Annotated in this window: 22 protein-coding genes; 12 read left to right on the forward strand and 10 right to left on the reverse strand. The window is 41.2% G+C overall.

Annotated features, from left to right (window positions below; all coding sequences use genetic code 11):
- Positions 1-446: 446 nt before the first annotated feature.
- The 7 genes from H6H03_RS25005 to H6H03_RS25035 form a co-directional block, all read right to left on the reverse strand.
- Entirely contained in the window at positions 447-746 is a 300-nt protein-coding gene (locus tag H6H03_RS25005) for a hypothetical protein (RefSeq protein ID WP_190957761.1), read from the reverse strand.
- 422 nt (positions 747-1,168) lie between these two features.
- Positions 1,169-1,765, reverse strand: a complete 597-nt coding sequence (gene coaE, locus H6H03_RS25010; RefSeq protein ID WP_190957762.1) for a dephospho-CoA kinase — start codon at positions 1,763-1,765, stop codon at positions 1,169-1,171.
- A gap of 176 nt (positions 1,766-1,941) precedes the next feature.
- Entirely contained in the window at positions 1,942-3,552 is a 1,611-nt protein-coding gene (gene cobA / locus H6H03_RS25015) for a uroporphyrinogen-III C-methyltransferase (RefSeq protein ID WP_190957763.1), read from the reverse strand.
- A 77-nt stretch (positions 3,553-3,629) separates the two neighbouring features.
- Positions 3,630-4,655, reverse strand: a complete 1,026-nt coding sequence (locus tag H6H03_RS25020; protein WP_190957764.1) for a tetratricopeptide repeat protein — start codon at positions 4,653-4,655, stop codon at positions 3,630-3,632.
- Positions 4,656-4,708: 53 nt separating this feature from the next.
- Positions 4,709-5,185: a tetratricopeptide repeat protein gene (locus tag H6H03_RS25025; protein WP_190957765.1), complete on the reverse strand. Its 477-nt coding sequence runs from the start codon at positions 5,183-5,185 to the stop codon at positions 4,709-4,711.
- Positions 5,186-5,188: 3 nt separating this feature from the next.
- Positions 5,189-6,169, reverse strand: a complete 981-nt coding sequence (locus H6H03_RS25030; RefSeq protein ID WP_190957766.1) for a homogentisate phytyltransferase — start codon at positions 6,167-6,169, stop codon at positions 5,189-5,191.
- Between the two features lie 42 nt (positions 6,170-6,211).
- Complete coding sequence (locus H6H03_RS25035) at positions 6,212-6,325, reverse strand: histidine kinase (RefSeq protein ID WP_190957767.1); 114 nt, start codon at positions 6,323-6,325, stop codon at positions 6,212-6,214.
- 67 nt (positions 6,326-6,392) lie between these two features.
- Between H6H03_RS25035 and H6H03_RS25040 the strand changes: the two genes are divergently transcribed.
- From H6H03_RS25040 to H6H03_RS25085, 10 genes are all read left to right on the forward strand, one after another.
- Entirely contained in the window at positions 6,393-6,722 is a 330-nt protein-coding gene (locus H6H03_RS25040) for a hypothetical protein (RefSeq protein WP_190957768.1), read from the forward strand.
- Positions 6,723-6,804: 82 nt separating this feature from the next.
- The gene (locus tag H6H03_RS25045; protein ID WP_190957828.1) at positions 6,805-7,281 is read left to right on the forward strand and encodes a hypothetical protein; all 477 of its coding nucleotides are present in this window, start codon (positions 6,805-6,807) and stop codon (positions 7,279-7,281) included.
- A 178-nt stretch (positions 7,282-7,459) separates the two neighbouring features.
- The gene (locus H6H03_RS25050) at positions 7,460-7,846 is read left to right on the forward strand and encodes an endonuclease domain-containing protein (RefSeq protein WP_190957769.1); all 387 of its coding nucleotides are present in this window, start codon (positions 7,460-7,462) and stop codon (positions 7,844-7,846) included.
- Positions 7,847-8,131: 285 nt separating this feature from the next.
- Positions 8,132-8,422: a hypothetical protein gene (locus H6H03_RS25055; protein ID WP_242057980.1), complete on the forward strand. Its 291-nt coding sequence runs from the start codon at positions 8,132-8,134 to the stop codon at positions 8,420-8,422.
- Between the two features lie 81 nt (positions 8,423-8,503).
- A complete protein-coding gene (locus H6H03_RS25060; protein WP_190957771.1) occupies positions 8,504-12,160 on the forward strand; it encodes a HEAT repeat domain-containing protein in 3,657 nt (1,218 codons plus the stop codon).
- A 389-nt stretch (positions 12,161-12,549) separates the two neighbouring features.
- Positions 12,550-12,735, forward strand: a complete 186-nt coding sequence (locus H6H03_RS25065) for a DUF3172 domain-containing protein (RefSeq protein ID WP_190957772.1) — start codon at positions 12,550-12,552, stop codon at positions 12,733-12,735.
- Between the two features lie 647 nt (positions 12,736-13,382).
- A complete protein-coding gene (locus tag H6H03_RS25070) occupies positions 13,383-14,402 on the forward strand; it encodes an RpoD/SigA family RNA polymerase sigma factor (RefSeq protein WP_190957773.1) in 1,020 nt (339 codons plus the stop codon).
- Positions 14,403-14,612: 210 nt separating this feature from the next.
- A complete protein-coding gene (locus H6H03_RS25075; protein WP_190957774.1) occupies positions 14,613-15,107 on the forward strand; it encodes an ureidoglycolate lyase in 495 nt (164 codons plus the stop codon).
- A gap of 119 nt (positions 15,108-15,226) precedes the next feature.
- Entirely contained in the window at positions 15,227-16,282 is a 1,056-nt protein-coding gene (locus tag H6H03_RS25080; RefSeq protein ID WP_190957775.1) for a glutathione S-transferase family protein, read from the forward strand.
- Positions 16,283-16,386: 104 nt separating this feature from the next.
- On the forward strand, positions 16,387-17,274 hold the full coding sequence (locus H6H03_RS25085) for an aspartoacylase (RefSeq protein WP_190957776.1): 888 nt from the start codon (positions 16,387-16,389) through the stop codon (positions 17,272-17,274).
- A 419-nt stretch (positions 17,275-17,693) separates the two neighbouring features.
- Here the strand turns inward: H6H03_RS25085 and H6H03_RS25090 are convergent, their stop codons facing one another.
- Positions 17,694-17,966: a hypothetical protein gene (locus H6H03_RS25090; protein WP_190957777.1), complete on the reverse strand. Its 273-nt coding sequence runs from the start codon at positions 17,964-17,966 to the stop codon at positions 17,694-17,696.
- 708 nt (positions 17,967-18,674) lie between these two features.
- On the opposite strand from H6H03_RS25090, the gene H6H03_RS25095 reads away from it, so the two are divergent.
- Positions 18,675-21,800, forward strand: coding sequence for a PAS domain S-box protein (locus tag H6H03_RS25095; RefSeq protein ID WP_190957778.1), 3,126 nt, complete (start codon positions 18,675-18,677; stop codon positions 21,798-21,800).
- A gap of 63 nt (positions 21,801-21,863) precedes the next feature.
- On the opposite strand, the gene H6H03_RS25100 is transcribed toward H6H03_RS25095, so the two are convergent.
- Entirely contained in the window at positions 21,864-22,847 is a 984-nt protein-coding gene (locus tag H6H03_RS25100; RefSeq protein WP_190957779.1) for a CHAD domain-containing protein, read from the reverse strand.
- A gap of 339 nt (positions 22,848-23,186) precedes the next feature.
- Between H6H03_RS25100 and H6H03_RS25105 the strand changes: the two genes are divergently transcribed.
- Complete coding sequence (locus H6H03_RS25105; protein WP_190957780.1) at positions 23,187-24,254, forward strand: DUF3616 domain-containing protein; 1,068 nt, start codon at positions 23,187-23,189, stop codon at positions 24,252-24,254.
- Between the two features lie 85 nt (positions 24,255-24,339).
- Here H6H03_RS25105 and H6H03_RS25110 read toward each other — a convergent pair whose 3' ends face one another.
- On the reverse strand, positions 24,340-24,744 hold the full coding sequence (locus H6H03_RS25110; RefSeq protein ID WP_096536066.1) for an NIL domain-containing protein: 405 nt from the start codon (positions 24,742-24,744) through the stop codon (positions 24,340-24,342).
- Positions 24,745-25,070: the final 326 nt, after the last annotated feature.

Consider the following 25,070-nt stretch of genomic DNA (forward strand, 5'->3'; position numbering starts at 1 on the left):
GCTCGCCTCCTTCCCCTCCCACCCGCACGATTATCATTACCATCTAATTTATTTTGAGTATTTTAACTGATTGACAAAATGCGCTTTATCTTAACCTATCACCGATGGAGATGTAGTGGTTGGTGGAGAAATATGAACAAGAATCCAAACCACTAACGCGAATATTGTTATTTGATAAACGATGGAATTTTGTAAGGTGTGTTATCCCGTAGGCTAACGCACCTTTAATTGTTGATATTAGACCTGCCTTGAAAATAGGGACTGGGGACTGGTGACTAGGAAAGAAATATTTTCATTCCTTCGTTGTGAATTTTGTTCATGGAGTCTCTTGCAAAAGTGTTTTTTGCACTCTTGTGGGAAAAGGGATACATGTTAAAGGGAAAAGGAAAATACCAAACCTTTCCCCCTTTCCCTTTCCCCTTTCCCCGACTTCTGCAAGAAGTCTATTAAAGTACTTGCTTGAGTAAAGCTATCCACATATCAGACGGATAGGAGTAGTAATCAATCTCCTCAATTTGATATTGATAAGATTCACTGCCTTGTCGTAAAATGATGCGATCGCTAGCTTTAACACCGTTACCTACTCCAGTCATGTAGCCGATTCTTCCTTCATTGACTCGCTCAAATACATAGTCACTTCCACAGATTTTTTGGCTATAATCATGTGTTTTATTGTGGTGTTTTAATTCTTTTAGCGGAGAGGTTAGCAGTCCTAACTTATTGAAGAAACTAAAACTTAAATTCATATAGTTTGTATTAAAAAATTAAGTTAAAAATATTTCTTAAAAAAATTTAATAATTAATGCCTAAGACTTATGAATGTTGAACTTTTCGCAAACTCTATCTTATGTTGAAAAGTCATTCTCTGTCACTACTAATTAGGATATATATTTAGCCAAGAAAATTTTTTGAATATCGTATTTATTGATTACTTGATTTTCTTCGAGCTTGAGCATCTAGTACAACACCAGAGATAATAGCGGCTAACTGTTGATTAACAATTTAAATCTACAGCAGTATTAACCGCAGCCTCAACTGTAAAATCACCGAATTATTCAATAAGATTGGCTAAATTTAGAGATTTTTCACGGAATTTGTTAAGATTTATTCACTAAAATTTTATGTCTGCGAAATTTAGTATATATGTCTTTTTGAAAATAAATATATTTTAGTTTACACTTGGGAGTTTGAGGGCTATATCTACCTGTTTTAGTAATACTTCTAGGCTGGAAGAGTTATCTAAAACTATATTTGCACGGGCGAGTTTTTCTGCGATAGATAGTTGACTATTAATCCGGACTTGTGCTTGTTCTTGATTCAATTGGTTTCGTTGCATCAATCTCTGTAGTTGTTGTTCTTGAGAACAATGTACTACCCAAATTTCTGTAACCAAATCAGTCATCCCAGCCTCAAATAACAGAGGCACTACTAACACCAGTATTGGTGAAGAGGATTGGGTAATTGCTTCAAGAAAGCGATCGCGCACATAAGGATGAATCAAACTCTCTATCCAGTTACGTTCATCTTGGCGATTAAAAATAATTTCGCCTAGCTTTTGGCGGTTGAGGTTGCCATCTGCTAGTAAAATTTGTTGCCCGTAACGTTGGGCGATCGCACCAAGAATAGGCGAACCCACTGACACTGCTTCCCTAGCATAAATATCTGCATCCAAAATCGGCAGCTTATAACTGCTAGCTAAATAATTGGTGACGGTGGTTTTGCCTGTGGCAATACCTCCAGTTAAGCCGATTATGCGTTTTGTCATTGTCATTAGTCATTGGGCATTGGGCATGGGGCATGGGGCATGGGGAGGTGTGGGAGGTGACGGAGGTGTGGGAGGGGTGGGAAGAGACGGGGGCATAAATTCTCTTTCTCCCTACACTCCCCCATCTCCCCACACTCCCCCATCTCCCCACACTCCCCCATCTCCCCAGTCCCCAGTCACCAGTCACCAGTCCCTACTCCCCACTTTATCAACGCTTCGGTTAAACCATCTAAAGTGTATTCTTGGGCTTCGACATCTACACGTCCGAATAAGGAATGGCAGGTTTGGGAAGTTTGAGGGCCGATGGAGGCAATACAAACACCATCTAACAATTGACTAGTATGAGACTTATTCGGAAATATGTTGTTAGTAAGTTGGCAGAAAAATTGTACAGTTTTAGAACTGGCAAAGGTAATTACATCTACCTTGCGGTTTTGCAAAGCTAATTGTGCCGCAGGTGGGATACTGCTGGGACAACAAGATTGATATGCTGCAACTTCTATTATTTCTGCACCTTTAGTAGTTAATTCTTTAACCAAAATTTCTCTGCCGCCGCTTTCAACTCTGGGAAATAAAATCTTTTTACCAGATAATTCTTCTGGAAAATTTTCCACTAAAGAATCAGCGACGAAGTTAGAAGGAATAAAATCTGGTTGCAAAGAATATTGCTTAAGACATTGGGCTGTTTTTTCGCCAACAACGGCAATTTTGACGCCAGCCAAAGCACGGCTATCTTTACCTTGGGCGATTAGTCTGGCAAAAAAGTAGTCTACACCATTGGTAGAAGTAAGAATTAACCAATCGAAGCTAGATATATTAGCGATCGCATTATCTAAATTTTCCCAACTCGAAGGTGGGCAAATTTCTAAGGTAGGCATTTCGATAACGGTTGCACCTAAAGCCATGAGACGATTGCTAAATTGATTTGATTGTCCGACTGAACGTGTCACCAAGATTGTTTTGCCAGCAAGGGGAGATGAGGGGGATGAAGGAAAAGGGGGGAGGTTAGTTGACATAGGTTGAGCTGTGGGAATACTGGCGTGCCTTTCTCTATATATATTCTCAGGTTGCAAGTACTTCCGTAGCCCAACAACTTCGCCAATCACAATTACGGCTGGGGAAAGAGATAATCCGGTGATTTGTTCGCAAATATTCCCCAGTTGTGCTGTCCAAATTTGTTGCTCTGGTGTCCCTGCCCAGCGGATGATGGCTATGGGTGTCAAATGCGATCGCCCATATCGCAACAGTTGATTTACAATTTCCCGTATCTGTTGCCCTCCCATCAAAATTACCAGTGTTTCTAACCGCGATAGCGCCTCCCAGTCTAAAGCCTCTACTTCGTGGGCTGTAAATACTACAAAAGTGCGACTTAAAACCGGATCTGTAAGGGGAATTCCTGCCAATAACGGTGCTGCAAGGGCTGAGGAAATTCCTGGTACTAGTTCAAAATCACAACCAGATGCTTTCAATGCTTCAATTTCGGAAGTACAACGCCCAAAAATCAAAGGATCGCCTGATTTGAGCCGTATAACTTGTTTCCCTTCTTGGCAGTAATTTACGAGTAACTTATTAATTTCTGCTTGACTGGTACTAGGTTTACCACCCCGTTTGCCAACATCTATTTTCAAGCAATCAAGTGGTACGCATTGTAATAATTGAGCATCTACCAAAGCATCGTAGACTAGCACCTCAGCAGCAGCCAAGAGATTGTAAGCTTTTACCGTCAGGTACGCTACATCTCCAGGCCCAGCACCTACGAGATAGACTTTGCCTTTGTTATTTGTCATTAGTCATTAATTATTGGGCATTAGTTATTCTCCGCATCTCCTCATCTTCCTATGCCCCATGCCCCATGCCCCATGCCCTACTCCCCACTCCCCTTTAATTTTTCAATTAATCGATCGATTTGCTCAACCATCTCGTTGTTTTCCTCAGCTTGGAATAATTCTCTGGCTTTTTTGAAGTTGACGATCGCTTCTTGTGTTTGTTGTTCTCTTCCCAGAGTAATTGCCAGATTATAGTAAGCGTATGCATAGTCGGGTAAAATGCTGATGGCTTTTTTATAATGTGCGATCGCTTCTTGGGGCTTACCTCGATCATCCATAGCGTTTGCTAAACCGGTGTAAGCTTGTGCGTGTTTGGGATCGAGGCGAATTGCTTGGGTGTAGTCGGCTATTGCTTCGTCGAGCTTACCTTGAGCGTAAAAAGCACTTGCTAAATTATAGTGAGCGTCTCCATCTTGGGAATCGACGCTAATGGCTTGTTGGTACTGGGCGATGGCTTCTTCTAGTTTGCCTTCGGCGTACAAAACATTTCCCAAGGCATTATAACTGGCGGCATTTTTGGGATTGAGACGAATCGCCGTTGTATACTCTGCCACTGCTTCTGCTGGCTTTCCTTGAGCATAGAAGGCGTTCCCTAAGTAATAGTGAGCTTCTGCATGTTTGGGATCGACGCTAATAGCTTGTTTGTATTCAGTAATTGCTTCTGGAAATTTTCCTTGAACGTAGAGAGCATTTCCTAAGAAAAAATGAGCTTTGGCAAATTTAGGATCGATGCTGATGGCTTTTTGATATTGTGCGATCGCTTCTTGTGGCTTACCTCCATCGTCGAGAGTATTTCCTAAAGCCACATAAGCTTCCACAAATTTTGGTTCTAGTTGAATTGCTTTGCGAAAAGCCGCCTCTGCTCCTTTTAAATCTCCTTGTTTGTAGAGATTGGCTCCTTGTTCAAAGTTAGCCATTGCCTTTTTATTCTGAGGAACTATGGCTTGAGGAGAGTTTTTAACTGTTGCTAAAACAGTGCTAATTTCTTTACCAAAAGCAGGGATAGCAATGCTCAAACACCAACAGACAATAGCTTTAGCCAGGAGATTATTTATTTTCACCATTGTTATTAGTCTACCTATTTTATTTATATGCAAACTATTTTTAATATGATTATTCATTCCCCATTCCTAATTTTGGCATTCATTTTCTCCAATAATTTAGCGATTTTTGCAGCTTTTTCCGGTTGACGTTGTTTTTGTAATAATTCTTTGGCTTGTTGCAGATTATTTTTCGCTTCTTCTCGTTTATCTTGTTGCATTAAAACATTTGCTAAACGCAAGTAAGCATCGGGATTTTTCGGGCTACGGCTAATCACTTCGCAAAATAATTCTTTTGCTTCTTCTACTCGGTTTTGCCGATTTAAAACATCTCCGAGAAATAAGCGCACCACATCATTAGTAGAATTGAGAGAGATAACTTTGCGAAAAGCTGCTTCTGCACCTTCATAATCTTCTGCTTGAGCAAGATTGATACCTTTTTGAAATAAATCTGAAGTAATCAAAGTCTTCCAAGCGAAATATCCAAGGATTACCAGACTGAAAGTAACTATGGTTCCGGCGATAATAGAATTAATTGGCAAGGTTTCTAACATTGTCTAAGCCAAAAGACAGGCGATAGGAAAAATCAAATATTCGATAAAAAAGAGTTTCCAGATAAATTGATAAAACTGAGCGATCGCAGTTTTATCTTCTAAGTCTACCTTCAAACTCCGCAACCACATCCAAAGGAGCAACCCTAAATGAGTAATTACTACAAATATGGGGTTAACCGAGGCGACGCCTAGCACAGCAACTAAAATTATGCCCAAATAGCAAACAGTTATCGTCCAAAGGGCGAGATTAAACACAGCTTTGGCGCCGAGTTGGATAGTGAAAGTAGAGATATTGTAGAGGCGATCGCCTTCCATATCGGGTATATCTTTAAAAATGGCGATCGCAAATGTAAACACCAAAATAAATAACGTCAACGCCCACACCGCAGGTACAATTGCTTGGCTTTGGTGGAATGCCCAACTGTAATGCAGATACAATCCCAAATTCACAATGCTACCGCGCACCGAAAAAATGCACAGCGCCGCCCAAACAGGAAACTGCTTCAAACGAATTGGCGGTAAAGAATAAGCAGTGCCAATAGCCAAACTAATTGCCACCATCCCAAACAAAAATGGCCCAGTTAGCCACGCCACAACTAGCGCCAAAATTCCAGTAATTCCTACAATTAATTGCCCAGTTTTCCGGGAAAATTCCCCAGAAGCTAAGGGTAGATGAGGCTTATTAATCTTGTCAATTTCAACATCTTCTAATTGATTCAGCCCCACAATGTAGACATTGCCACACAAACAAGAAACCCATGCCCCCAACAAAGGTAGCACCGAACTTGTAGAGACGCGATTCATCGCGTCTCCATGATTCATCGCGTCTCCACCAACCGCAACGGCAATTAAAAACAAACCCAACACACTAAGACTCGTCCCGATAATCGTGTGCGGGCGAGAGAATTTCCAGAAAGCATACAACCAATCAAAAGAAAATGGAGCGGCTTTGCTTGACAAAGGACTGTTTTGAGAATGGCTCATGAGTAGCTTGGATACTGTATTCCGGCTTACTTTAAACCATTGTCACAGAAATTGGGCATAGGGCATTGGGCATTGGGCATTGGGCATTGGGCATTGGGCATTGGGCATGTATTTTTCTCCGCGTCCCCGCGTTCTTGCGTCTCCCCATCTCCCCATCTCCCCATTCCTCAAGACTGTGTGATCGCAATAATAATTAAACTAGGAACTCATTTGAGTATTATTTATGGAAGCTAATAGCCTGGGAAACAATAACAATCAAACACTACCATTACTCCCAGAGGCTGACACAGAACAGTTAGAAAGCGTTGTGCAGGTGTTAGCAAATGTAACTCAACTTCCTGTTGAAGTGGTTAAGCCACATTTTGATGCATTGCTTGAGCAATTGATGAAAGCAAAACAGGAGCAACCATTTTACAAAACTGCAACGGCTCTTGAGTGGATAACAGCTTTTCGGGAATGGGCAGACAGCCATAGGCGAGATACGCCTCTGCTATCAGAGTATGCTTTAAGTCGGGCAGGAATATACGATGATGACGAGGACGAAGATATTTAATTCCTCATCTCCCCATACCCAAATTTGTGCGATCGCATTTTTCCGTGGGAATCATAACAAAAATTACCACGGTAAAGATCCGATGGCATACCAAAACATTACCGCCTCCCTTTCCCCAGAAGATATCCAAGAAATTAAAGCTGCCTTTGCGACTATCCAAGCAAAGATGCCTTTTCTCGTTACTCTAAGTGTCGAAGAACGACGCAAGTTATTTAAAATGGGCGATAAAAGACTAGCCTTTGTCAACACTAGCCTGATTGCTGCCCAGACTAACAAAGAAATTCTCCCAGCTAGCTTTGATTTAGATGAATTTGTCCGGGATTATCAACTAGCAGCGACGCTTACCGAACTGTTGATTGGACTGCGACAACTGACAGAACAAGTAGATGATACTCTAATGGCAGTCGGTAGCGAAGCAATGGGCAGCAGCTTGACAGTTTATGATTACGTCAAGACAGCCGCTAAGAAAACTCCAGGTTTAAAAAGTATTGCAGAACAATTAGGCGATCGCTTTAAAGCTATCAAAAGTAAACCTGCTAAAGCTGCTGTCAATTCTTAAAGGATTTTTTAAAAGCCTTTAGTGATGTAGCAAATACTTTGAGATCCCCCTAAATCCCCCTTAAAAAGGGGGACTTTGAGAAGTTTTCCCCCCTTTTCAAGGGGGGTTAGGGGGGATCTCGAATGACTATGCACCTTAACCGAGCAGTATTGGGTAAGGAGTATAAACACTAGAAACTATGACAAACAAACTCAATAGCAGCAATCACCATTTACCTTACAATCCAAAGCTTGTAGAAAGAGCGAAAGAACTTCGTAAAAATATGACCCCAGCAGAAAAAAAGCTGTGGTATGAATATTTGAGAAATTTTCAATATCGGGTTTTAAGGCAAAGACCGATTAATCATTTCATAGTTGATTTCTACTGTCCTACTTTAAAAACAGTCATTGAAGTTGATGGAGATAGCCATTTTACAGATGAAGGTCAAGATTACGATCTGGAGAGAACAAACATTTTGGAAGGCTATGGTTTAAAGATTATTAGGTTTACAAATAGTCAAGTTTTAAATCACTTTGATAGTGTCTGTGAGCAGATACAGCGTCTGATCCCCCCTAACCCCCCTTAAAAAAGGGGGGAACCGGAATCAAAGTCAAAGTCCTCCTTCTTAAATCAAAGTCAAAGTCCCCCTTCTTAAATCAAAGTCAAAGTCCCCCTTCTTAAATCAAAGTCAAAGTCCTCCTTCTTAAATCAAAGTCAAAGTCCTCCTTCTTAAATCAAAGTCAAAGTCCCCCTTCTTAAGGGGGATTTAGGGGGATCTAAAACGTTTTGCTACCGAGGAGAGGACTTTTCAAATATCCCCTTAACCGAATCGTATTGAGAGTCTCCTAATTTGCAAAACGAGATGTATCTTTTGGTCAATGAACCTCAAAGCTTCGTCGCTGAATATCAAAGATTCATCACTGAATATCAAAGATTAGTTGCTGAATATCAAAGATTCATCACTGAATATCAAAGCTTCGTTGCCGAATATCAAAGATTAGTTGCTGAATATCAAAGATTCATCACTGAATATCAAAGCTTCGTCGCCGAATATCAAAGATTAGTTGCTGAATATCAAAGCTTCGCCGCTGAATATCAAAGATTCGTCGCTGAACCTCAGAGCTTCGTTAATGAGCCTTTAATACTCGTGAGCGAATACTAAAGATTCTCAATCAGGAATGAGCAATTCTAGGCTTGGTATTATACCCATAACCGCGCCTAATCTGCCACCTTGCCCCAAATTATGCTCACCATACCCCGCAGCACCAGCAAGCTCTCCCTCTTTTTCCTTTTCTGTTTCACCCTACTCCTAACTCTCTTCCTCTCTCTACCTTGGGTAAACGCCAAAGAAACCCCCAAACCCAAACCCCAAGATTGGCAGATTAACGGTATATCAGCCGCCCTTGATGACGGACACGACCAAGTTAAGCAATATGCTCTGTATAAATTAGTTGAATATGATCTGAAAGATTTAAAATCCGTGGTCAAGAAACCAGAGGATATTGCTGATAAAGCTGCCAAAATCCTCAAGGATGAAAAGGTGAACGCCTACGTTCGTTCAGATGCGGCAAAGGCATTAGGCAACTTGGGAGACGCCGCAGCCAACTATGTCCCTGACATCGCCAAAATCCTCAAGGATGAAAAGGTGAACGCCTACGTTCGTTCAGATGCGGCAGTAGCATTGGGCAACTTGGGAGACGCCGCAGCCAACTATGTCCCTGACATCGCCAAAATCCTCAAGGATGAAAAGGTTCCCGCCTCCGTTCGTTCAGGTGCGGCAGTGGCATTGGGCAATTTGGGAGACGCCGCAGCCAACTATGTCCCTGACATCCTCAATTTCCTCAAGGATGAAAAGGTGGACGCCAGCGTTCGTTTTGAAGGTCCGGCAGAGGCATTGGGCAACTTGGGAGACGCCGCAGCCAAGTATGCCCCTGACATCCTCAATTTCCTCAAGGATCAAAAGGTGAACCCCTTCGTTCGGTCAAGTGCGGCAAAGGCATTAAACTTGGGAGACGCCGCAGCCAACTATGTCCCTGACATCGCCAAAATCCTCAAGGATGAAAAGGTTCCCGCCTCCGTTCGTTCAGGTGCGGCAGTGGCATTGGGCAATTTGGGAGACGCCGCAGCCAAGTCTGTCCCTGACATCCTCAATTTCCTCAAGGATGAAAAGGTGGACGCCGACGTTCGTTCAAGTGCGGCAGAGGCATTGGGCAACTTGGGAGATGCCGCAACCAAGTATGTCCCTGACATCCTCAATTTCCTCAAGGATCAAAAGGTGGACGCCAACGCTCGTTCAAGTGCGGCAGTGGCATTAGGCAACTTGGGAGATGCCGCAACCAAGTATGTCCCTGACATCGCCAATATCCTTAAGGATCAAAAGGTGGACCCCTTCGTTCGTTCAAGTGCGGCAGTGGCATTAGGCAACTTGGGAGATGCCGCAACCAAGTATGTCCCTGACATCCTCAATTTCCTCAAGGATCAAAAGGTGGACGCCTACGTTCGGTCAATTGCGGCAAAGGCATTGGGCAACTTGGGAGACGCCGCAGCCAACTATGTCCCTGACATCGCCAATATCCTCAAGGATGAAAAAGTTCACCCCTCCCTTCGGTCAAGTGCGGCAAAGGCATTAGGCAACTTGGGAGACGCCGCAGCCAACTATGTCCCTGACATCGCCAAAATCCTCAAGGATGAAAAGGTTCCCGCCTCCGTTCGTTCAGGTGCGGCAGTGGCATTGGGCAATTTGGGAGACGCCGCAGCCAAGTCTGTCCCTGACATCCTCAATTTCCTCAAGGATGAAAAGGTGGACGCCGACGTTCGTTCAAGTGCGGCAGAGGCATTGGGCAACTTGGGAGATGCCGCAACCAAGTATGTCCCTGACATCCTCAATTTCCTCAAGGATGAAAAGGTGGACGCCAGCGTTCGTGGAAGTGCGGCAGTGGCATTGGGCAGCTTGGGAGACGCCGCAGCCAAGTATGTCCCTGACATCCTCAATATCCTTAAGGATGAAAAGGTGGACGCCGAGGTTCGTTCAGGTGCGGCAGTGGCATTAGGGAAGATAAAACAACTCAAGTTGGAAGAAGTTGTTATAGTTTTGAATTATGTCTATGAGCCAAACCAGGGAATATTTGGGCGAGATAGAGGAAACTTTGAATTTTGGCGGTTTTGGTCTTACTTCCTGAGTGGCGGCACAGATGAAATAAAAACCCTACTGACATGGCTGGGCAGACCTGAAAGAAAAGCAATTCCTGAGCAACTTACCCACGATGAAGGCAAAAAAACGCTGGAGGTTTTTCTCAAAGCCTGGGAACCTAGTAAAGACCTGGATAGATTAAGAGAAGATTTAGCAGAACAGATTTCGATAGTTGCCGAGAACAAAAAAGTTCATTGGAAATGGCAAGATATTGGTTTGCTACAATCCCACTACAACAACCTCAAAACCTCCTACCCTACTAAAGCTTATGCAGTGCAGTCACAGATAAGTAACCTTGAGGGTTGGCAGTGGTTCTTCAAAGCCAGAAACACTATCATCGCTCACATTGTCTTTTGGCTAGCCCTCATCTTTGCCTACCCCCAATTCCCCCAAGTCCAAGCCATCTTCTTCTGGAACCCGTGGGTACGCCGAATCTTAGGCGTCGGCTACGTCGGCTTTCTCCTCACCTGGTTTCCGCCCTTCCGCCGCAAATTATTTGAACCCTTCAAACCTTCCCTATTAGCCGATGCCGGGTTAGATAATTTTCATGACCAATCATACTTCCCAGAATCAAAAGTCAAAGTCCCCACTTCAGGAGACATCCTGCCAATTACCGCAGCCCTCCCCAGCATTCAAGGACAAATTATCTTAGAAGGAGATTCCGGCTTAGGCAAGTCGATGTTTCTCCGCCATTTGTTGAAAAACTCCCAGCGCATAGTCGTTTATCTCCCCGCCCAAAAATGTCATAAAGGCGTAATTGAAGCCATCCAAGACAAGCTACACGGCCAAGCCCAAGACGCCGACTTCCTGAAAAACCTCATATACAGTGGCGCCATAGATATCTGCATCGACGGACTCAACGAAGTCACCGCCGAAACCCGCGCCAAAATCTGCCAGTTTGTCGAAAGCTATTTCCGGGGCAACATTATCATGACAACCCAGCCCCTAGAGTGGACACCCCCCTCAACAGCCAAAACATATAAATTGCAGCCCCTCGAACAACAACAAATTCAAGAGTTTTTGATCTCCCGTCAGCCACGACTGCCCAAAGATGCCAAAATTCAAGGTATTGATTACGAAAAAGCCTGCGCTAATTATTTAACAGAAGTCCTCAAACAGCAACAAGCCCAAGAAGAGTTAGATGCTGTCCGCCGCATTCTATCCAACCCAATGGATTTAACAGTGGTCGCGCTCATGCTATCACAAGGCAAACACCCAAACTTGTTTCGCCTGCAAGAACAGCAATACAACTTAATGGCGGCAGAATACCTCAAAGAATGGAATCAAGAATTTCCCTTAAAGAAATTCTCAGCCGCCGTCTACGAAATGCGAGTCCAAGACAAACAAGCCTTACCCGCCGATGAATTTCACCAAGTCGTCATGTCTTTATCAGACGAGAAATACAAAATGGTAGTCAGCCGTCAGTGGCAAGATGAAAAAGGCGAAGCCAAAAAAGAATGGTACTTCCGCCACGATAAAATCATGGACTTCTTCCTGGTGCAAAACTTTCTCGGCGACAGCGATGCCGCCGAAGGACTATTAGTTGATAGAATGGGTGACCCCCGATTTCGTGGCGTTTACTTCCTGCTAGCAACCTTACTCCCATTAGATGCAGCCAAAGAACTGCGGGAAAAGTTAATTCAATACGCCGCAGATACCAAAGACAATACGGTGAGTAATACGTTTGTGCAGTTGTTGAGGACAAGGTAATTAGGCAATGAGCAATGGGCGAATACGTTTCAGATAAGACTAAAACCTTTAGGACTTACGCACTCAGATCCCCCAACCCCCTTAAAAAGGGGGCTTTAGAAGTTCCCCCCTTTTTAAGGGGGGCTAGGGGGGATCTACGTTTCAGGCTTCAGTGCGTAAGTTCTAACCTTTATCCTGCGAACAATGTAGAGACGTTGCAATTGCTAGTCTCTACAGGTCTATGGTTCTCCAAAAAATCCTTAACTGAACTGTATTGGGCAATAGTCTCCGCATCATCATCTACAGGACTAGTATTTGATTTCGTGAAAAAACTCAGTACACGTTGACCTGTCTTTTTTACTATTGCCTATTGCCTATTGCCCATTGCCTATTACTTTCAGAGAATCTTAATGCCGATCGCGGGTGTTGCTGTCTTGCCAACTATTATCCTTGGTGTTAATGTGACCACTGTTACTACTTTTAGTCTCAAGAATGTCGTCACTAACCATTACACCGATAATACCACCGTTGATGCATATATCTGCGTGCAATCTGGCACAAATGCGATCGCCAGAGTTATCCGCGTGTTTGTTTAGCGTCTCAAATCTCTTTTAAGTTGGGGTTATGTCACTGTTGTCTGATTTAGCGCTAAGCACCTTTACAAGAAAAAATGTTGATTTTTCAACAAAAAATTACTCTCAAAACACCTTGCATACTTTTAAATTCATCTCGAATAGAGACAATATGTTGCCAAGTTTATTTTTTAATCAATCGAATATGAAACTAAGTTAATGTTTTTAGTTAGCTTTCAAGTTTGTATTCTAGTCCTTAATTAGTAGTAAACTGGACACCATAAGCTAGGATTCTATCTCAAGGTTAATTATGTCTAAGTAAATTATTTACTATTTAATGAAATAATTTCGTCATAAGTTAGAGGCAAAAATGTTGATTTTGTATTTAATAAACTTGACTAGATGCAAAAGGCAGCGATCGCAGAATGTGACTGTTTGAAAATATATGCTAAATAATACCTTTGGTAATTGATTTGTCAGTATTGAAGATGGTACTATTAGGCTACAGTTGATTTAGAGTTGATTATTTTGAATAATTGACTTTTAATTTATCAAAGACGGAAATTCATTAGTCTAGGCAATGGGTAGATTAACGGTGTAAAAGGGCTATGGGTCTGGGTATCTAGACTTGATACCAATAAATTCATAAGGTTACATAGGAGTGAATAAACATGAGCAACTTAACATCTCCACAAACCGAAGTTCAAAAAACGCAGAAAAAAAGTTTAGTTGCAGATAAAAAAGCTCGAACTACAGATGATATTGTGCGTATTTATCTGCAAGAGATCGGGCGTGTAGATTTGTTGACTCGTGAGCAAGAGGTTATTTTTGCCCAGCAAGTGCAGCAGATGATGAATTTATTAGCGGCTAAAGAAGAATTGGCTGTGAAACTAAATCATCAACCCACACTGCAAGAATGGGCAGAGGAAATGAACTTGAGTGTTGAGGAGTTGCAGCAACAGCTAAATCAAGGACAGCAAGCCAAGCAGAAAATGATTCAAGCTAACCTCAGGTTAGTGGTAGCTGTGGCGAAAAAATATCAGCACCGCAACTTAGAATTTATGGATTTAATCCAAGAAGGAACTTTGGGTTTAGAACGAGGTGTAGATAAATTCGATCCTGCTCTTGGTTATAAGTTTTCAACCTATGCTTACTGGTGGATTCGTCAAGGAATCACGCGAGCGATCGCTCAACAAGGACGTACAATTAGACTACCAATTCACATATTTGAAAAACTGAATAAAATTAAGCGGGTACAGCGAGAATTATCTCAACAATTAGGTCGCGTTCCCAGTACTGCTGAAATTGCCGAAGCGTTGTCTTTAACACCTAGCCAAATTCGTGAGTGTTTGTTTTTAGCGCGTCAGCCATTTTCGCTAGAAGCACGAGTTGGGGAACAACAGGATACAGAATTGCAAGACATATTGCAAGATGACGGACTTTCTCCCGAAGACTACGCCGCTGAAGAGTCCTTGCACCAAGATTTACAAAACTTATTGTCAAAGTTATCTCCTCAGCAGAGAGAAATTTTAACCTTGCGTTTTGGCCTGACAGATGGACATGAACTTTCTTTAGCACAAATTGGCGATCGCATGGGCATTAGCCGAGAACGAGTGCGTCAAATAGAGCAAAAAGCTCTAAGTCTTCTCAGACGCCAAAAAGAACAAGTACGTAGTTATCTAGCTAGCTAATATTGTTTTTCGGGCAAAATTCAGAACTCAGAACTCAGAACTCAGAATGGTTGAAAAATCAATAATGTTTGTATGCGTCCTTGATTTTGTTCAAATTATCAAACTTGCGTATGCAAGCTTTATTAATTGACCAATTCTGTTAGCAAAGTGGAGCATACCCCATTCTGAATTCTGAATTTTTATTAATAATCTATTTAAAAAAAATTTGATATGAGCAGTTCACAAACAGTACAACAATTGCAGGCGCAATGGATAACGCCAGAAAACTTTTCGCCCTATGGCCAGGTTATTTTTGCAAGTCAAGATGGCAAAGCTTATGATACTGAAGACGCTCAATTAAACTTGCAAAATGGAACTCCGCGATTTTATATTATGCGGTTGAATAAAAGGGGGCGGAAGTTTCATAAAATTACTCGCCACATGCAATGTACTCAATGTTTGGGTTCTTTGGAAGGAAAAGATTGGTTAATTGCAGTTTGTCCGCCAAATAATCATGTGAATGAACCAGCGTTAGAGAAAATTGCTGCTTTCCGCATTCCGGGAAATTGTTTTATTAAATTACATGAAGGAACTTGGCACGCTGGGCCATATTTTGAGCATGAAACTGTAGATTTTTATAATTTAGAACTAGCCGATACAAATGTGGTAGATCATTTCACCCATGATTTTCTCAAGAGTCATCAGTTAGAGTTTGAAATGGTCTAAGAGACTGACGTTTTGTGTCACAATCTTAAGGTAAGTTGTAAGAGTGGAAACCTAACCACTAAAAATTGAAGGGTAGATAAAGTGGTAACTTCCATCGCTCTCAAAGCAAGATTGTCGCCATGAGCAACTCAACCCCAATAGATGATAATAAAACTCTCCCCAAAAAGAAAGGGCGATCGCTTCCTCCAAAGCTGATTATTTGGCTCGGAATGTTTGTCTGGACAACTCTTTGGCGGATAATGATGTCAAAGTTGGCTCCTAGTAATAAATCGGGAGCATATATTCGTCCGAATAGCCAGTTTCGCAACTTCATCGGCACCGAAGAGGGGAATGTTTACCAACCAGCAGCCGGACGCTATAGACTTTATGTGGGGTTGGGTTGTCCTTGGGCGCACCGAACTTTGGTAGTGCGATCGCTCAAAAAACTCGAAGCTGTAATATCAGTATGTATCGTCTCTCCTTCTCCCATCGAAGGCGGTTGGATATTCAACGAAGAAGAACAAGGTTGTCGTACACTAGCTGAATTTTATCAGCAGGCAGAACCGGGTTACACCGGACGCGTTACAGTTCCTATTCTGTGGGATAGCCAAACAAAAACCATCGTCAACAATGAGAGTTCAGAAATTATTGTCATGCTCAACTCTCAATTTAACGAGTTTGCCAACAATTCAACATTGGATCTTTATCCACAAGAACTCAAAGAAAAAATTGACTGGTGGAATGAAAAAATTTACCACGCAGTAAATAACGGCGTTTATCGCTGCGGCTTTGCCCAAAGTCAAGAGGCGTATAATCAAGCCTGTAATGAAGTGTTCGCAACACTCGATGAGATTGATATTGCATTGCAAACTAATCGATATCTGTGCGGCGACAATCTCACGCTTGCAGATGTGCGTTTATTTACCACCTTATTTCGCTTTGATAGCGTCTATTACAGCTTGTTTAAGTGTAACCGACGACGCATTCGAGACTATGAGAACCTCGGAGCTTACCTAAGAGATTTATATCAGCTTCCGGGTGTTGCTGACACCTGCGATGTAGAAACAGTAAAACGCGACTACTACGGTAACTTGTTCCCACTCAACCCCGGTGGAATTATTCCCGATGGCCCTGATATGTCCTATCTAAATCAACCGCATAATCGCGATCGCATCAACAAAGTGAATGCTCTATAAGTTATAGCAGTTAGTAGCTAAGCTAGAACATTAATTGTTCGTAAAAACCCTAAACAAAGAGACCTTCAAGCTTATTTTCTATTGCCTATAACAAAGTTGGTGCGATGGTTAACCAAATTAATCGAGTTGCAATTGTCGGTGGAACTCATGGTAATGAGTTTACAGGGGCTTATTTAGTCCAAAAATTTACTAAGTTTCCCGAATTGATTACTAGGCGAAGCTTTGAGACAGTTACCCTGTTAGCAAATCCTCAGGCTTTTGCAGCAACAAGGCGATATGTAGATAAGGATTTAAACCGCTGTTTTCTCAGACAAGATTTAGAAAACCCAAATCTTAATAGTTACGAAGAATTACAAGCTAAATCAATTCAAAATAGCTTAGCGGCAAATGGCGATAAACAAGCAGATTTCATTTTAGATTTGCACAGCACAACATCTAATATGGGTCTGACAATTATTTTAGTAAACACTCATCCCTTTAACTTGAAGCTGGCTGCTTATTTGAGCGAAATAAACCCTTTGGTTAAAGTTTATTGCTGCTCTTTTAAATCAGTTGAAGAAAATCCCTTTGTGAATTCTTTGTGTGAATTAGGATTTGCGATCGAAGTTGGGCCAATAGCTCAAGGTGTTTTAAAAGCAAAATTGTTCCAACAAACTGAGGAACTGATTCATACGATTCTAGATTATATCGAACGATTTAACCAGGGTGAAATTTTAGCAACTAACGAAACATTAACTCTCTATCATCATTTATCTGTTGTAGACTACCCAAAACAACAGGATGGTACAATCTATGCCATGATTCATCCAGAGCTTCAAGACAAAGATTATCAAGCCTTGAATCCAGAAGATCCAATGTTTCTCACTTTTGAGAATCAGACAATTGTGTATCAAGGGGAATCTACAGTTTGGCCTATTTTTATTAATGAGGCGGCTTATTACGAAAAAGGAATTGCAATGGCTTTTACTAAGAAAGAGCAATTAAAAATTTAACTGTTCTGCAACTATTTTTTCGAGTTCCATAGCAAATAAATTTTTGGGCGTTGCTGATTGAGAATATGAATTTAGCGGGCTACGCCCCGCTTTGCTAACACGTAGAGGAGCCAGTGCGTTGGGCGGGCAATGCCCGACTTGTTCGCGAAGCGTCTCGTTCGCTCTTAGCGTCTCGTAGAGAAGAGAAGCAACTGGCGTAGCGCAGAGTCGCTCCAGAGTAAGAGTTGAGAAGAGTTGATTTTTGAATTTCAATAAATCGAGATGTAGAGACATTGCAATTACAACATCTCTACAGGAATTTCGATCTCACGCACAATGATTTTCATACATGAAATCAGCAACAGCTTATTTCTTATATTGCGGGCTATATAAGTAGCAATTTACCATTAAGCAGAATATTTGCTGACTAAGCACTCTGTCTATCCATCATAAAAACTATCTACCCTCATCTCCCGCCAAATATCAGAAGGCTGCCAGCCTGAGTTACCAACAGATTGAACTAAAGGATTGTCACGTAGTGGAATATAATTAGGCTCAGCGAAAACTGGAAACTCTGGAGTAATGAGTTGTTTCTCCTCAACCACAGGTTCGGAAAAATCAACAGTTTCACCTTGAAGAATCTGTTCTTCAGCTTCTTCCATTTCCTTCATCTTCTTGAGAGTTAACTTTTCAGATTTTTTGATGATTTTCATATACGCTAAAGGTTTGAAAAAGTGGTCATAAAAAAAGAGAATCTGGAAGTTGATTCTTTGAGAAGCTGATGTAGCCTTTCAAGAAGGTTCAGCCATATCTATAGGATACTGTGATACAGTTGAGTACTGAAAAATTGGACAGAATAAATACAATACACCAAATTTGTGGAAAATACGAGTACTCTGCTGAAGAATTTATAACAATAAGTGTTGCGATTTGTACTTTGTGCCTCAGAGTCTTATCATCTGTAGCCGTCTTTTGGCGAATTAGTGTTACTTTTCTATAGGTGCAGCCTTAATTGAGTTAAGTTAATAAACGATTCACGGATTTGGAAATTTGGAGTCAGTGTGGCTTTAAACTGAACGATTCCAACTGCTTCAACCATTTGATGATTATATTCCTCTGCTTCGTGTGGCGATCGCAACGATTGTTAAGCTCAAGATGGAAAAACACTCACCTCCACATTATCTTCAAGTAAAATATACGCTTTTATATAAATACCTTGAAAATCTGAAATTCCCGTAAATTTTCCATCGGGTTTCCAACTTCTGGATATATAACGTTCAATAAGTTTGACTCTTTCACTATTGAGACGAACGTTTAGCAGCAAGTATTTTCACTATTTCCAATTCGTTTGCAGCAGCTTCTTGGTGAATAATTCATTTAGGTGAATTTTCTCAGCAATCAAAATTCCTTGAGACAAGACTATGGATATTAGCCTAGCATCCACCGCGATCGCCCAGATAGATGGTTGTTTCAACTCCAGTTTACTTGGCTTTGGGGAGGCTACAGCAATCGTCTTGCTCGTTGTAGTAATTATTCTGATTAGCTGGAACTTAATTCAAAAGCGGCAGTTACAACTCATGCAGGATCTGATTGACTCCATTGATGGTGTTGTTTGGGAATTTGACTTACAAACTCAATTATTCACCTTTATCAGCCAGCCAGCAGAAATAATATTTGGTTATCCCCTAAAAAGATGGCTGACTGAACCTGGACTTTGGGAAAGCTGTATTTATCCTGAAGATCGCCATCGAGCAGTCGAATATTGTAAAGAATCTACACAAAAGCAGCAAAACCATTCTTTTGAATACCGTTTTATTACTTCAGATAATCGGATTATTTGGTTGCGAGATATTGTCACTGTGATTACTAAGAATCAGCAACCCACGAAATTACGTGGGTTTATGTATGATATTAGCGATTGCAAGCAGGACGAAGAAGCTTTACGTCATCGTGAAGAACAATTGCAATTAGCCCTGGAAGCAAGCTATATGGGCATTTGGGATTGGAATTTAGAAACTAATAATATTACTTGGTCAGAAGGACATGAACGGTTATTTGGCTTAAAACCTGGTACTTTTGGTGGAACTTATGCCGATTTTGCAGTGTGCGTGCATCCAGAGGATTTAGAAGCCCTCGTTCAAGCAATAGAAAATTCCCGACAATTACAGCAAGACTTTTATCAAGAATTTCGTGTGGTATGGACAGATAATAGCATTCACTGGATTCAAGGAAAAGGGCAGTTTTTCTACAATCAAGCAGGAGAGGCGGTTCGCATGGTTGGTACAGTGGTGGATATCAGCCAACGCAAACAATTTGAAGCTGCATTACAAGAGAGTGAAGCTCGTTTACAAGCCATCTTGGATTACTCTCCAGCCATCATTTTCTTAAAGGATTTACAAGGGCAATATTTAATCATTAATCGTCAGCATGATGTCGTTTCTTCTATTAATCGAGACAAGATTATAGGACATACTGACTATGATTTTTTCCCCAAAGAGGTAGCAGATAAATTATCGGTCAACAATCAAAAAGTACTCCAAATGGGTCAAACAATTGAAGTTGAGGAAGTAGTTCCTCAAGATGATGGCGACCATACCTATCTTGCAGTCAAGTTTCCCATATATGATGCAGCTGGTAAGATATCTGGAATGTGTGGCATTGCTACCGATATCACCGATCGCAAACGAGCAGAAGCTAGCTTAGCAAAAAGCGAGGCAAAATGGCGATCGCTTATTCAAAACAGTTCTGATATGGTCTGCATTCAAGATCCAGAAGGCAGGATGCGATTTGTCAGTCCTTCAGTAGAAAGAATTCTAGGTTATAAGCCAGAAGAATTAATTGGTAAATTGATAATTGAATTTATCTCACCTGAAGATATAGTTTTCGTTTGGAATACCTTTGAAAAACTACTCAATCTGCCTTCTACTACAACACAACTGGTAGAATATCGCTTCCGACATAAAGATGGTTCTTGGCGATTTCTTGAATCCACTGGATGCAATCTTCTTAGCGATCCGGCGATTCATGGAATTGTGATTAACTCCAGGGATGTGAGCGAACGCAAACGCCAAGAAACAGAAATTCATCAGTTGAATGAAGACCTAGAACAACGTGTGGCTCAACGCACAGCCGAACTTGAAAGCTTAATTAATGCCATACCAGATCATATTTTTGTTGTTGAGCGCCAACAGATGCGATTGTCTTTTTGTAATGACGTATTCGCCAAATGCATTGCTTATGAAAATCGCCATCAAGTGCAGGGAAAAACCGTAGCTGAATGTTTTTCTCCTGAAATGACCGCATATTTTATTAAACAAAATAATCTAGTTTTTGAATCTGGCAAACCTCTACACGAACATGAAACGCTGAATTTGTACGATAAAGTACATCATTTTGAAACGTTTAAAATTCCCCTCAAAAAACCGAATGGCGATGTATATGCTTTATTAGGTATTTCCCATGACTACACAGAGTTAATTCAAACACAACAGGCATTGACTGAACGCACAGCGCAATTGGAAGCTGCAAACCGAGAACTGGCACAACATAATCAAGAAATTATTTCGCTCAACCAAATGAGCGATTTTCTGCAAGTATGCCTGAATTTGCAGGAATCCCAAAGGGTACTAACTCAATTGATGCCTCGTTTGTTTCCAGGTTGCTCAGGTGCAGTTTTTTTGATCGAGGATTCCCAGGCTCCCGTAGAAGCGATGTCTACGACGAGCTACGCCCACGCCACTTGGGGCGAACCGACTACCCAAACACTTTTCTCAGCACACGAATGCTATGCATTACGTCGAGGACAAACTCATTTTGTCGAAAACATCCATGATGGTTTGTACTGTAAGCATATCCTTGTTTCTTCTCTAACTACTACACTATGTATTCCAATGGTTGCTCGTGGTAAAACCTGTGGTGTGCTTTATTTGAGTACCTTGGTAAAAGAGCATATTATGGCAGCAAAACAACAGCTAGCTGTAATTGTTGCTCAACACATTGCCCTAGCATTAGCAAATTTAAAAATGTATGAAACCCTTCACAACCAAAGCATCCGCGATCCCCTAACAGGACTATTCAATCGCCGTTATTTGGAAGAATCTCTAGCTCGTGAATTGCATTTTGTTCGGCGTCATCAGCAGTGTCTGAGTGTTATTTTGCTTGACATTGACCACTTTAAGCATTTTAATGACACCTTCGGCCATGATGCTGGAGATACTGTCTTACAGAAAATTGCCGATTTCTTGCAACATCAAATCAGAGAAAGCGATATTGCTTGTCGCTTTGGTGGTGAAGAAATGCTGCTGATTTTACCTGGTGCTTCGTTAGAAGATGCAGCACAACGCGCCGAACAGCTACGTCAAGGAGTTAAACAACTCAAAGTCGAGCATCGCCATCAATTGCTCAGTTCAATCACCATGTCTATAGGTATTGCTTGTTTCCCAGAACATGGCATCTCAGGAGATATATTGATGAAAGTAGCAGATGCAGCTTTGTATCAAGCAAAAGCACAAGGACGCGATCGCATTGTTATAGGGAATCCACAATAGCCCAAGTATACTGACCCGGAAAATACCCAATGCACTGTAGACTGTTAACAGTCAACCTAACTTCTAACTTATTACTCCCGAAAGTGGGTGCAGTATTGTTAAATGAAGGCTATGCCGAGTTTCAGTTTTCAGATATCTTTCTTGTAGGGGTTGCCACTGCTGCCAGGATTGGTAACGATTTTCAGTTAACAAATTAGCAAGGGTAGGTAGCTGAGTTTGAATTTCTGCCTTGAAGATATCTCCAAGCCACTCACCTAAAACCGCACTATCTTGCATCGTACCCAAAATTTCTTGGATATTTTTGACTTCTGTAAGGTAAGCCGCGTAAGACTCGCCATATAAGTCTGTAAATAACTCCATCTGGTAGCGTATACGTTTAGCTTCTTTTCGCAAACTATGTAGAACTTCGCCTTCGGTTGTCAATTGGTGTTCTATCTTTTCTCGTTCCCAGTTTTTCTGGACTTTTACTTCTGATTCCAGAAATTCTGTGCCAATTAGCCAACCCGGATGCAATAAGAAATTACTCACTTCCGGTAAAAGTAAATCTGGTAGTACTTGCTGGATAGTAACTGATGCTAAAGGTTGATAATTGGGTTTCTCTAACCACTCTTCCAATGCTTCTTTCAAAGACTTATAAGGTTCATCCTTTAACGTTTTCTGCACGCTTGAGAGTATGTCTTCACGTTGTTTGGCCAAGGCTGAAAAAGCTGTTTCCAGCGCTCTCTGCTCTTTGCGAGGTAAATTTGGTTTGTAATTATTTTCCAAACTTTCTTTGAGTACGTCTAAATCTCTGAGACTACCAAGACGACGAGCTATTTTTCCAATACTGCGATCGCTCACTGGTTTGGGCAAATCTACCGCTACGTCAAACCTAGTTACAGCCGTGCGTAGACGACGCATTCCAACTCGCATTTGGTGAAGTGCTTCTGGATCTTCATCTTTCTTCACTGATTTTTCCCACTTCAAGGTTTTCTTAAAGTGTTTTTGAATCGCTTGGTAGGCGTAGTCCCCTAGAGTTTTTACCGTCGGTTGTGTGGCTAATTTCATAATTAATCTTAATGAGATACCTAATCAGGTTATTGCATAATAACATTAGTAAAAAAATTCATGTACTTTTAGTATTTTTATTAAATAATACTTATAAAGTATTATTTTACTTTTGATAGATATAAGTATTTTTATCAACTAACAAATATCTATCAAAGGTATAAGCAGTAAATTATCCTTCTGATGTGATATCCATCTAATCTTTTTAGATATCTTATAGAGATCAGGACTTACGCAAGATGTGACCAAAAGCCTTATTCTTGCGTAAGTCCTAGAGATGTAAAGCTATACATTATAGTAACACTAGCAATATTTTTGCAACTATCTAGATCGTTAAAAATGTCAAACTCACAGATGCTTAATCAAGTTTTATTGACTTTTGTCGATAATTTTAAAGAACACAGACAAGAATTATCAGCGGTGCTACTAACACACCAAAAGTATTTATGGTTGGGGTCAGATGAAAGTTCAACGATTGAACGTTTGTCTCTAGTTGATGGTGATAAATTTACAGATCATCAACAATTTAGAGTAGCAGAATTTCTCAGTCTACCTGCGCCAAAAGACCAAGAAATTGATATAGAAGGAGTCGCTTACAGCGATTATTACTTATGGTTTGTTGGTTCTCATAGCTACAAACGCAAAAAACCAAAACCCGACAAAACCGAGATAAAAAATTTTAAAAGGCTAGCAAAAATTAAATCAGAACCCAACCGTTACCTCTTAGGACGAATTCCTTTAATAGACGGAAAGTTATTCTCATCTTGCCCACACCCCCAAAAGCCAGATGTGCAGTTAAATGCTGCTAAGTTAGAGGTCATAAACCAAAGTAATTTACTGATGGCAGCTTTAACAGAAGACTCTCATTTAGGCTCATTTATTAAAGCAGCAATTCCAGGAAAAGACAATGGCTTTGATATTGAAGGCATAGCCATCGTTGGAAATCGGATTTTTCTTGGTTTGCGCGGCCCTGTATTGCGGGGTTGGGCCGTGGTGCTAGAAATAGAGTTAGAAGACTCTAAGCCTGGATTTCTAAAATTGAAAGAAATTGGGGAAGAAAAGGGAGTATATAAAAAGCATTTTATCTGGCTAAATGGTTTGGGAGTTCGGGATTTGTGTGTAGATGGACAAGACTTGTTAATTTTAGCCGGCCCAACAATGGATTTAAATGGTTCTGTGCAACTATATCGCTGGAAAAACGCTGTAAATTTACCAGAAAATACGTTTATTAATCCAGATTTTGTACAAGATATTCCCTATGGAAATCGGGAAGATTGTGCTGAAGGAATTACACTTTTTGAGGATGTCACTGGTATACCTTCGGTATTAGTGGTTTATGACTCTCCTGCAAAAACTAGGCTGGTGGGTGATAGCGCTGTGATAGCAGATGTGTTTAGGTTGGGATAAGATAGCGATTTTATGTGATTTGTGAACTTAGTTGTGGAGGAAGGCAATAGGCAATAAATTAGGATTGCTATGTCAATTTTGGATTTTAAAGATTGGTAGAGATTGCTTGTACAGGACAGGTGGGAATACATTGTTCGCAGACAATACAACGCGATCGCGTGAATGTTAACTTATATGTCTCTGGGTTGAGAGTGAGGGCTTCTGTTGGACAAACCCCAGTACACAAACCACAGTGGACACAGACATCTGGATCGATGGCAATTTCGCCTAAAGTATGAGAAACATTAACATGGCGCGATCGCATCCACTCAATCGCCGCATCCAATTGATCGATATCTCCCGATAGTTCTAATACCAATTTGCCAATTTGATTTGGGGCAACTTGGGCACGGATAATATTGGCAGCGACGTTGAACTCTTTAGCCAGTACATAAGTTACTGGCATTTGTACAGCGCGTTTGGGGAAGGTGAGGGTTACTCGTTTTTTCACAGGTTTAGCAGAGGCTTTTTTCTGTTGTAGCGTACTCAGAAGGAAATAGGGAACAGGCAATGGGCAATGGGCAATGGGCAATAGGTAATGAGTATTAAACTGAAAGATGAAAGATAAAATTTGTGGAAATGCTTTAGAATTCAACTTTGATAAAAAATAAAGGTTCAAAACCTTGATGCCAGTTCTCTCAAGTCGAGCCACTGCGTTGCGGGGGAAACCCGCCCACGAGACTAGCTCCCCCTTATATGCGGAATTATCACTGTTCTCTGTTGCCTATTGCCTATTGCCTATTGCCTATTGCCTATTACCTATTGCCTATTGCCTGT

Origin of the sequence: Nostoc paludosum FACHB-159, assembly GCF_014698835.1 — a bacterium.
Lineage (GTDB): Bacteria > Cyanobacteriota > Cyanobacteriia > Cyanobacteriales > Nostocaceae > Nostoc > Nostoc paludosum.